We start from the raw sequence: 9,804 nt of genomic DNA on the forward strand, positions 1-9,804 counted from the left end.
ACCTAGGACAGCTTCCGCCCTAGCTGTGCGAGAGAATTCAGGCATGTTGGAAACCTCGGCCCGCCTGCTCCGCCTGCTGTCGCTGCTGCAGACTCCGCGCGACTGGACCGGCAACGAACTCGCCGAACGCCTCGAGGTCGACGCCCGCACCGTGCGCCGCGACATCGAGAAGCTGCGCGGCCTCGGCTATCCGGTCGACGCGACACCCGGCGTCGGCGGGTACCGGCTCGGCGCGGGCGCCAAGCTGCCCCCGCTGCTGCTCGACGACGACGAGGCGGTGGCCGTGGCCATCGGCCTGCGCACCGCGGCGGGCGGCACCGTCGCCGGGATCGAGGACAGTTCCCTGCGCGCGCTGACCAAACTCGAGCAGGTTCTCCCCTCGCGCCTGCGCCACCGCGTGAGCCTGCTGCACTCGGTGACCGTCACGGTCCCCGCCGCCGCGACTCCGGTCGACCCCGATGTCCTCACCGCCGTCGCGGCCACCATCCGCGACAACCACCGCCTCCGCTTCGACTACCGAACCCACGACGGCACAACGACATCGCGCACCGCGGAACCCCACCGCCTGGTCCACACCGGCCGCCACTGGTACCTCATCGCCTGGGACACCGACCGCGCCGACTGGCGCACCTACCGCGTCGACCGCCTCACGCCCCGCATCCCCACCGGCCCCCGCTTCACCCCGCGCGAAGCCCCCGACCTCGACCTCGGCGGCTACCTCACCCGGGGTATCACCACCGCCGCCTACCGGTACCAGGCCGTCATCACCCTCGCGGTCCCCGCCACCGTCGCCGCCGACCGCATCGCCCCCACCGTCGGCCTCATCGAACCCCGCACCCCTGACACCTGCCTCCTACACACCGGCTCCAACGACCTCACCGAACTGGCGATCTACGTGGCCACCTTCGACTTCCCCTTCCACGTCGAAGAACCCCCCGAACTCATCACCCACCTCCGCGCCCTCGCCACCCGCTTCACCGAAGCCACCACCTGATAAAGATCACCAGGCTCTGGTGCAGGTCGCTACTCGGGCGATGCTCGCACCAGAACCTGGTGATCAACTGTCCAGCTGCTGGGCGGCGGCGATCGCGGTGGCGGCGGGGTTGGTGACGTCGCGGATGATGCGGAGGGCGGTGACCATGCCGTCGAGTTGGGTGGGAGTCAGGAGGCCTGTCAGCCATTGGTCGAGGGCGGCCAGGTAGTCGGGGAGGACCTGTTCCATGCGGTGAGCACCGGCCTCGGTCAGGGCCGCGTAGGCGCCGCGTCGGTCGGTGGGGTCGAGTTGACGTTCGGCCAGGCCCTCGCGGGCCAGGCGGTCGACCAGGCGGGTGACGCCGCTGGTGGACAGTTGCGTCTGCGTGGCAAGGTCGGACATGCGCAGGCGGCGACCGGGCGAGCGGCTCAGGCGCAGGAGGGCGTTGAGGTCGAGGCCGGAAAGCCCGTGCGCTTTCCAGGTGGGTTCGAGTCTGGCCACCAGACCGCTGGACGCTTCGAAGAGCAGGCCGGAGACGGTCAGCCGGGGGTCGTCGAACAGTTCTTGCATACCTCCCACTCTAACCGATTGTTGCTACGCGGATAGTTGACACGAGGAATACCTCCGAGTAAACCTATGCTTACGCAATATTCCTCACAGCAACTAATGGAGTGATCATGCAGCACAGCACCTGGGTCGCCGGTTTCCGGACCGGAGTGATCAGCCCCTACGAACAGATCAAGCTCGCCGAATCGCGGGAGTTCGGCGACGAGACCGTGCGCCAGATCCTGCACCTGGCCGGTGGTGGCAGTGCGGTGCGCGTGCGGCTGACCAACCGCTACGGCATCGCGCCGCTGACCATCGCGGCCGCCGGGGTCGCGCGGCGCAAAGCCGGTTCGGCGATCACCCCCGACACCGCGCAGGTGGTGCGTTTCGACGGTGCGGACGGCGTGGTCATCGCCCCGGGCGCCGACGTCATGAGCGATCCGGTCGACATACCGGTCGAGGCGGGCGATGACCTGGTACTGAGCCTGTACCTGCCCGGACCCACCGGCCTGGCGACCTACTCCCACCAGCCGGGCGAGATCGCCTACGTCGCGGCGGGGAATCATGTCGGAGCTACGGAACTGGCTGACACACAGGAGGTTCCGGCACGATTCTTCGTCACCGGCATCGATGTGCTCGCCCCCGCCGGCACCCCGGTCGCCGTCGCCTTCGGTGACTCGTGGTTCGAGGGCGTCGGCACCACACCGAGCACCAACCGCCGCTCCGTCGACGCGCTCAATGCCCGGCTCTCGCACGGCTGGGTGGTCAACAACGGCATCGCCGGCAACCGTCTCACCGCCCGCGAGATCGGCGAATCCGGGCTCGCGCGTTTCGATTCCGATGCCCGCCTCGTCCCCGGCGTCACCGACATCCTGCTGAATTTCGGCATCAACGACCTGATTCTCGGCGCCATGGGCGGGCAGCCGTCGGCCACCGCCGAGGAACTGATCGCCGCCTTCACCGATCTCGCGCAGCGCGCCCACGCGGCGGGCCTGCGCGTCCACGCCGCGACCATCGGGCCGTACGCGGGATGCGTCTATCCGGACATGCCGCTGGTCGAAACCCAGCCGACCCGTGCCGAAGTCAACGAATGGCTGCGCACCACCGAGGTTTTCGACTCGGTCTTCGATGTCGATCGCGCGGTGGCCGATCCCGATCGGCCCGGCTTCATCCGCCCCGGGTTCGACAGCGGGGACGGCATGCACCTCAACGATGCCGGTGCCGCCGCGATGGCCGGGACGGTCGACATCACCGCACTGTTCGACCCGAAAGACCGACCCGCACCGACCAAGTGAGCACGGACACGCTCGACGACATGTCGACCGTCGTCAGGTCGTCGAGCCGTGGATCGAATCGGCGGGCCTCCGTCGAGGTGACCGTGGCCGGTGCTCATCCGGCCACGGTCAGTACCGTCTTGCCTGAGGCATGACCGAGCGCGAACGCTTCGATGGCGGCGGGTGTTTCGGCCAGCGGAAACCGACGTTCGATCACCGGACGCAGGCGTCCGTCGGCGGCCAGATCGGCCAGATGGGCGAGGTCGGTGGCCGAGGGGCGCGCGAACAGTGTCTTCATCGTCTGCCGGGTGAACAGGTCGGTGACCGCGACCGCGGCGAGCCAGCGGATCGGGCCGAACCAGTCGGCACCGGGCGGGGTGGCCGAGGAGATGAACACCCCGTCGGGCGTGAGTGCCCGACGGATATCGCGCAGCGAGCGGTTGCACACCAGGTCGAGGATCGAGTCGTAGGGCGTCTCGGTGCGGGTGAAATCGTCTGTCGTGTAATCGATGACGACATCGGCGCCGATACCGCGCACCATCTCGACGTGTCGAGTGCTGCACACGGCGGTCACGTGGGCGCCGAGCGCTTTCGCGATCTGCACCGCGGAGGTGCCGACCCCGCCCGAGGCGCCATTGATCAGCACCCGCTGCCCCGGCTCGACCGAACCGATGTCGCGCAGACCCTGCAGAGCCGTCATCCCCGAATCCGGTATTGCCGCTGCGTCTTCCATACTCAGACCCGCGGGAACGAGGACGAGCGCTTCGACCGCCGCGGACGCGTACTCGGCGAAGGCGCCACCGGGAATCTCACCGAAAACCCGGTCACCAACGCGAAATTCGGTCACCTGCGAACCCACCGCGACGACTTCGCCCGCCAAGTTCTGCCCGATTCTCGGCCGCTTGGGCCTGCGCAACCCGAACCCGAGCCGCATCAGATACGGCGTCCCGTTCAGCAGATGCACATCCCCACGGCACAGCGACGCCGCGCGCACCCGCACCACGACCTCGCGCTCCCCCGCCACGGGCCGCGGCACGATGTCGAGGCGCAGCACCTCACTGCCGCCATAGCGGGGCGCGACCACCGCGGTCATCGTGGTTGTTTCCACCTCGGTCATGAGCGTTCCTCACCAGCCATGCACTTACAGCGTAAGTATCTACCGCGAGACGGTACGCTTACGCTGTAAGTAGGTCAAGCGACAGTCAGGAATCCCATGCCCCCACGCACCCCGCTCACCAGGGAACGGATCCTGCGCGCCGCCGTCGAACTGGCCGATCGGGAAGGGGCCACGGCGCTGTCGATGCGCAAGCTCGCCAAGGCGGTCGGCGTGGAGGCCATGTCGCTCTACAACCACGTCGCCAACAAGGACGACCTGCTCGACGGCATCGTGGACCTGGTCGTCGCCGAGATCTACGTCCCCCGCCCGGGCGGTGACTGGCGAGCCGAGCTGAGCAGGCGCGCCACCTCGGCGCACGAGGTCCTGCTCACCCACCGTTGGGCCACCGCGCTCATCGGCTCGCGCGTGAATGTGGGTCCCGCCATGCTCCGCTATGTCGAGGCCACCCTCGGCTGCCTGGTCACCGCGGGCTTCACCTACGAGCAGGCCGACCGCGCGTGGAATGCCATCGACTCCCACATCTACGGTTTCACCCTCCAGGCCATCAACTTTCCCCTCGAACCCACTGAATTCGCCTCGGCGGCAGCGCGATTCCTGCCGCTCATTCCGCCCGAGACCCATCCCCACATGCACGCGCTCTCCACCCAGGTGATCAACGGAACCCACTCCGGCACCGCCGATTTCACCTTCGGACTCGACCTCCTCCTCGACGGTCTCGACCGCCTGCTTCAGCAGAAATAGGTCCACCCCGGCCGGACCGCCGGGGTGGACCGCAACATCAGGCCGACGCGGGCTGCCAGATCCGGGAGCGCAGATCTCTGCCCCGGATGACCTGGACCCGCCACGGCGTCAGCTTCAGGACGTGCAGCAGCGGATCACTCGGCGAGTTCCAGAACTGACCGAGGTTGTATCCGGCGCCGCGCGGGCTGGTCTTGCGATACAGCCGCCAGACATGGGCTTTCAGGTCCAGGTCGTCGACCCAGGCAGCGTGGGCGTCGACGGCGGCGGAGTTGTTCCCGCGGGCCCAGTACGAGAAGCTCGTGTACGGATTGCCCGCGATGTGCGCCGCCTTGACCTTGGTCTTGTAGGTCGCCAGCCAACCCACCGGGACGCCGTCGACCAGTTCCCAGACCGGGATCAGGACGCGAGTTCGCGGGCGCCCCTTGGCATCGACGGTGACCATCGTGGCCGACACGATGCTGCCCACGTAGGCATTGAACTCGTCCTCGATCGCGGCGAACGCGGTCACTCTTGTCGTCATGCCGGCTCCAGCGCCGAGGTCCGGCGAAGGCCTGCGGCGATCACGAGCGCACCGAGGACGGCCGCGCCGACCGGCACGAGCAGGGCGGCGCGATAGCCGTCCAGGATCGCGTCCGGGGTGGTGGCGCCACCGATGACCGCGGTGCTCACCGCGGTGACGATCGCCAGCCCGACACCGGCGCCGAACTGGAACGAGGTGTTGAGCAGTCCACCGGCCAGCCCCTGTTCGGCCCCGTCGACGCCGTCGGTCGCGGCGATCGTGAGCGGTCCGTACACCAGCGCGAAGGCGAGTCCGAGCAGGATCATGCTGGGGAACATCGCGGCATAGGTCCAGTCAAGGGCCATCGGCTGGAACAGCGCGTAGGCCAGCGCGGCGATGACCAGCCCGCCGAGGATCACCCGCACATTGCCGTACCGATTCACCAGCCAGGGTGTGAGCGTCGGCGCCAGTACGGCGTCGATACCGATGGCCAGCAGCGCCAGCCCGGTCTGCAACGGCGACCAGCCACGCAGCTGCTGCAGGTACAGCACCACGATGAACTGGAAGGCGAAGAACGACCCGGAGAACAGGATCGCGGCGAGGTTGGCGCGCACCAGCGGACCCGAGGCGAAGATCCCCAGCCGGACCAGCGGCGACCGTGAACGCCGCTCGGTGATCACGAACACGACGAGCAGCGCCGCGCTGAGCGTCAGCAGGCCGATGGTCTGGGCGGCGCCGACGTGCGTCGACCGCTCCACCGTGAGTACCAGCAGCAGGACGGCGGCGGTCACGCTGATCGCCCCGGTCAGGTCGAACCCGCCCGAGGAACGTTCCAGCGGTTCGTCCTTCGGCACCAGCACGATGGCGGCGGCCAGGATCGCCGCGGTCAGGATCACCGGCGCGATGAAGACCCACCGCCAGCTGATCGTGGTCAGCAGACCACCCACGACCAGGCCGAGCGAGAAGCCCGCGGCGGCGGTTCCGGCGTAGACGAGCAGCGCCTTGTTGCGCAGCCTGCCCTCCGGGAAGCTGGTGGTGATGATCGACAGGCCCGCGGGCGTGAGGAACGCCGCGGCGACACCCTTGACCAGCCTGGACAGGATCAGGACCCAGCCCTCCCCGGCGAAGGCGCCGAGGCCGGAGAAGACCATGAACACCGCCAGCCAGAACAGGAACATCCGCCGCCGCCCGAGCAGGTCGGCGGCCCGGCCACCCATCAGCATGAATCCGCCATAGGTGAGCACATAGGCGCTGACCACCCATTGCAGTTCGCCGGTGGTCATTCCCAGATCGGCCTGAATGGCGGGCAGCGCGACGCCCATCATCGATACATCCACGCCCTCGAGGAAGATCGCTGCGCACAACACGAGCAGCATTCCCCACACGCGACCGGTCATCCGGTCGCTCTCGGCTACTTGCAACACTTTTTCTGTCCGTTCTTCGACACGTCACCCCGTGGTGAGCGAGATGGCCACCGCTTGATCAGGTGGCCGGAATCAGCTTCGACCAGGGCAGATGCCGGGAACAACGGTAAAGTGCTCACCTATCGGTAAGGCGCGCTTACCGGTAGGTGAGGGTGACGATGGATTGGCAAGAGCTGGAGGCTTTTCGGACCCTCGCGCACGAATTGCATTTCGGCCGTACCGCCGAGCGGCTGCATCTCTCGCGGGCTCGCGTGAGTCAGCTGATCCGGACGCTGGAGCGGCGGGTCGGCGCGCCGCTGTTCGATCGGACCAGCCGACGGGTCGCGTTGAGCCCGATCGGCAGGCAGCTGCTCGACGACCTGGCACCGCATCAGCTCGGCATCGTGGCGGCGTTCGCGCGCGCGTCCGACGCGGCACGCGGTATCGGCGGCACGCTGACGGTGGGCTTCTCGAGTCCCATGGCGGGTGAAGCGGTCATGCGCATCGCGGATGTCTTTCGCGCTCGCCACGCCGACTGCGAAGTCGACATTCGGGAGCTCCACCTGTCGGATCGCTACAGTCCGCTGCGCAGCGGCGAACTCGACCTCGCGCTGCTCGAATTCCCGGTGTGTGAGCCCGATCTCGTAACCGGACCGGTGATCTTCCGCGACCCGCGAGTGCTCGCCGTGTCGAGCCTGCACCCGCTCGCGGGCCGCGAGGCCGTCTGCGCCGAGGACCTCCGCGGGGAGACCATCCTCGCGATCGCCGGGCTGTCGGACTACTTCCTCGACGACCTCGTTCCGGCGCACAGCCCAGCCAGTCGACCGCTGCAGACGACCACCTACTGGCAGGAGCTGCTCACGCTGGTCGCCGCGGGCAAAGGTGTCACCGTGTGCGCGGCGCAGGGTGCGCGCTACTACCCCCGGCCCACCCTCGTGTACCTGCCCTTCACCGACTCGCCGCCACTCACCTACGGGCTCGTCTGGCCGACGACCGGCGCGACGGCGATGGTCCGCGCGTTCATCGAGGCGGCCATCGAGACCACCGCCGGGGTCCCGGCGCTCGGCTGAATGCCCAGCGCCGGGCTCGATCAGCCCGGGACCAGGTCCGAGCTCCGGCGCGCGACCTGATCCTCCCAGTGCGGGGCGACCTCCATGACCGCTTCCGCCACGGCCAGCCTGGCGCCGAGTCGCGGTGGGGTCCGCAGGCCCGAATCTCGTTCCAGCAGTAGGCGAATCGCGGCCCAGGGCAGATTCACATCGGCGAAGGCGGTGTGGAACAGCCCGGCCGACGGCCGCGGGTTGGCCTCGAGCAGTACCGGTTCCCCAGCGCGATAACGCAATTGGACATTGGTCAGATACGCCAGTTCGAAGTGCCGGACCAGCTTGCGGGCGATCTCGACCGCGGTCGGATCGTCGAGCAGCAGGCGGAAGCGGCCCTGCTTGGCGCGTGGAATACCCACCAGCAGTTCGCCTCCCGGCGCGGAGAGGCAGTCGATGCTGATCTCCGGGTCGTCGAGAAACGGCATCACCAGCAGTGGCGGCACGTATTCGCCCTCGTCCGCTGCCCGCCGCATCGCCCCCGCCACCGCCGCGACCGAGGCCACCGGGCGGGGTGCGGCCCGCAGGCACGCCATGGTCAGCGGCCGGTCGTCCAGGATGCGGAACCCGAAGGCCGAGTACTCGCCGCTCGGCTTGATGCAGAGCGTCTCGCCGTCGCGCGAGAGCTCCTCGACCGCCGCGCAGAACTCGTCGGCATCGGTCGCCTCCCGCCACGGCGGCACCGGAATCCCCGCCGCGCCCGCGATCTCATAGGTGCGCACCTTGCTGGTCAGCGCCGTCACCGCCGACACCGGCGAACACATCAGGCTGGTGCCGACCGCCGCGAAGTCCGCCACCCGCCCCGCCAGCGCGTCGAGCCGGCGCGGCGGGATCATCACATCGATGCGATGCGTGCGACAGAAGTCCAACGCGAACTGCGCGTACTCGTCGTTGCCGACATGGCGAGGTTCGATCGCCGAGACATCACACACCGAGAGTGCGACCGCGTCCGGATCCACATTGCTGGCGTACACGGTGACATCGACCCCGTCCGGGTTCTCCCGCAACAACCGCATGACCTGGACCGTCGCCGCCCCCGCACTGCTCAGCCAAATCCGAAGCGTTATGACAACCGCACCCTTCCCGTTCCCGTAGAGAACCGGACAATAACCCGATTCGGCGTCACGCACATTTCGGAACGAAAGCCTGCACGTCACGTCCCGCTCTACGCGGAGCCGACCGGCCTCACACCCGCGTCACAGACCGTATTTACGGACGAACTCCTGGGTGAGATCGATCGCAGGCAGCCCGTGATCGGTAGCGCTGGTGTCGACAGCGGTCTCCTCGACCAACTCCGTAGGCGCGGGCGGAAGCTGCCGCCACCGCGCCCGCGGGTCGGTTTGATCATTGTGCTGATCGGTCATGTTCTCCCCCTTTTTCCACCACCAGGATAGTCCCGGATCGAGGGACGCGCCCGAGCGAGCGCGGGCTCGGGCGGGGTCAGGGCAACAGTGAACCGGTTTCGATGGTGAACTCGAAGGGCGCGGACACCTTCACAGGTTGTCCAGCCGAGATTCGGTGTGTTTGTTCGTAGTTGCCATCGGATCCCAACGAATAGGCGAAGAGAACCGGGAGGGTCTCGCCGGGAAGCTGGCCTTTGAACGGGTTGATCTCGAACCGCCAGTAGTGCGGGATTCCCGCGGAGGCGTAGATCACCGGCTTCACCATGCGGTCGGGGAAAGTGGTCGACTTCGAGACCACCTCGACAGCGACTTGGACCTGCGCGGCCGGCACACCCCGACTCTCCATATCGATGGGCCGGGTGACAACAACCAGGTCAGGGACAGGCTCGTCGGAACCGATCAGCACACCGATGCCCAACAAAGTGGCCATGTCGGCCGGGACGACCGGCTGCAACGCCAGAAACAGCGATTGGATCAACCACTGATGCTTCGGTTTGGGTGCGGCATTCACGACGAGCTGGCCATTCAACACCTCGTATCGCAGTCCGTCGTCGGGCATGTGGTCGAGATCCGCGGCAGTCCAGTGATCGGAGCGTGGTGACGGCATCGCCATACGAACACCTCCGACTCGTCCGATCACAGCGCGCCGCTCGCGCCGAATGGTTCGATTCTAGCGTCTCCCGGACGATCACGGAGTGTTGATGCTGCCCGCCTACCAGGGAAAACGAGGTAGGCGGGCAGCACAAGA

Annotated in this window: 11 protein-coding genes; 4 read left to right on the forward strand and 7 right to left on the reverse strand. The window is 67.8% G+C overall.

The genetic code is table 11. The features are described 5' to 3' along the window. Positions 1-43 precede the first annotated feature (43 nt). A complete protein-coding gene (locus tag ACFVVM_RS13915) occupies positions 44-994 on the forward strand; it encodes a helix-turn-helix transcriptional regulator (protein WP_387617352.1) in 951 nt (316 codons plus the stop codon). A gap of 63 nt (positions 995-1,057) precedes the next feature. Here ACFVVM_RS13915 and ACFVVM_RS13920 read toward each other — a convergent pair whose 3' ends face one another. Further along, positions 1,058-1,543 (reverse strand): MarR family winged helix-turn-helix transcriptional regulator, encoded by a 486-nt coding sequence (locus ACFVVM_RS13920; protein WP_387617354.1) that lies wholly within the window; start codon positions 1,541-1,543, stop codon positions 1,058-1,060. 107 nt (positions 1,544-1,650) lie between these two features. On the opposite strand from ACFVVM_RS13920, the gene ACFVVM_RS13925 reads away from it, so the two are divergent. Continuing rightward, positions 1,651-2,814 carry a GDSL-type esterase/lipase family protein gene (locus ACFVVM_RS13925; RefSeq protein WP_387617356.1) on the forward strand — a complete coding sequence of 388 codons (1,164 nt, stop codon included), beginning with the start codon at positions 1,651-1,653 and terminating at the stop codon, positions 2,812-2,814. Positions 2,815-2,908: 94 nt separating this feature from the next. On the opposite strand, the gene ACFVVM_RS13930 is transcribed toward ACFVVM_RS13925, so the two are convergent. Further along, positions 2,909-3,910, reverse strand: coding sequence for an NAD(P)-dependent alcohol dehydrogenase (locus ACFVVM_RS13930; RefSeq protein ID WP_387617358.1), 1,002 nt, complete (start codon positions 3,908-3,910; stop codon positions 2,909-2,911). A 96-nt stretch (positions 3,911-4,006) separates the two neighbouring features. On the opposite strand from ACFVVM_RS13930, the gene ACFVVM_RS13935 reads away from it, so the two are divergent. Further along, positions 4,007-4,651: a TetR/AcrR family transcriptional regulator gene (locus tag ACFVVM_RS13935; protein WP_387617359.1), complete on the forward strand. Its 645-nt coding sequence runs from the start codon at positions 4,007-4,009 to the stop codon at positions 4,649-4,651. A 37-nt stretch (positions 4,652-4,688) separates the two neighbouring features. On the opposite strand, the gene ACFVVM_RS13940 is transcribed toward ACFVVM_RS13935, so the two are convergent. Both ACFVVM_RS13940 and ACFVVM_RS13945 read right to left on the reverse strand, forming a co-directional pair. Further along, a complete protein-coding gene (locus ACFVVM_RS13940; protein WP_387617361.1) occupies positions 4,689-5,171 on the reverse strand; it encodes a pyridoxamine 5'-phosphate oxidase family protein in 483 nt (160 codons plus the stop codon). After that, positions 5,168-6,547, reverse strand: a complete 1,380-nt coding sequence (locus ACFVVM_RS13945) for an MFS transporter (protein ID WP_387617363.1) — start codon at positions 6,545-6,547, stop codon at positions 5,168-5,170. The genes ACFVVM_RS13940 and ACFVVM_RS13945 overlap by 4 nt, the downstream gene beginning before the upstream one ends. 185 nt (positions 6,548-6,732) lie before the next feature. Here ACFVVM_RS13945 and ACFVVM_RS13950 point away from each other — a divergent pair, with 185 nt between their 5' ends. Beyond that, entirely contained in the window at positions 6,733-7,623 is an 891-nt protein-coding gene (locus ACFVVM_RS13950; RefSeq protein ID WP_387617365.1) for a LysR family transcriptional regulator, read from the forward strand. Positions 7,624-7,643: 20 nt separating this feature from the next. Here ACFVVM_RS13950 and ACFVVM_RS13955 read toward each other — a convergent pair whose 3' ends face one another. The 3 genes from ACFVVM_RS13955 to ACFVVM_RS13965 form a co-directional block, all read right to left on the reverse strand. Beyond that, positions 7,644-8,669, reverse strand: coding sequence for an ATP-grasp domain-containing protein (locus tag ACFVVM_RS13955; protein ID WP_387617367.1), 1,026 nt, complete (start codon positions 8,667-8,669; stop codon positions 7,644-7,646). A 180-nt stretch (positions 8,670-8,849) separates the two neighbouring features. Beyond that, the gene (locus tag ACFVVM_RS13960; RefSeq protein WP_387617369.1) at positions 8,850-9,017 is read right to left on the reverse strand and encodes a hypothetical protein; all 168 of its coding nucleotides are present in this window, start codon (positions 9,015-9,017) and stop codon (positions 8,850-8,852) included. A 76-nt stretch (positions 9,018-9,093) separates the two neighbouring features. Further along, positions 9,094-9,669, reverse strand: a complete 576-nt coding sequence (locus tag ACFVVM_RS13965) for a Uma2 family endonuclease (RefSeq protein WP_387617371.1) — start codon at positions 9,667-9,669, stop codon at positions 9,094-9,096. Positions 9,670-9,804: the final 135 nt, after the last annotated feature.

The organism is Nocardia sp. NPDC058176, from assembly GCF_042883805.1.
Lineage (GTDB): Bacteria > Actinomycetota > Actinomycetes > Mycobacteriales > Mycobacteriaceae > Nocardia.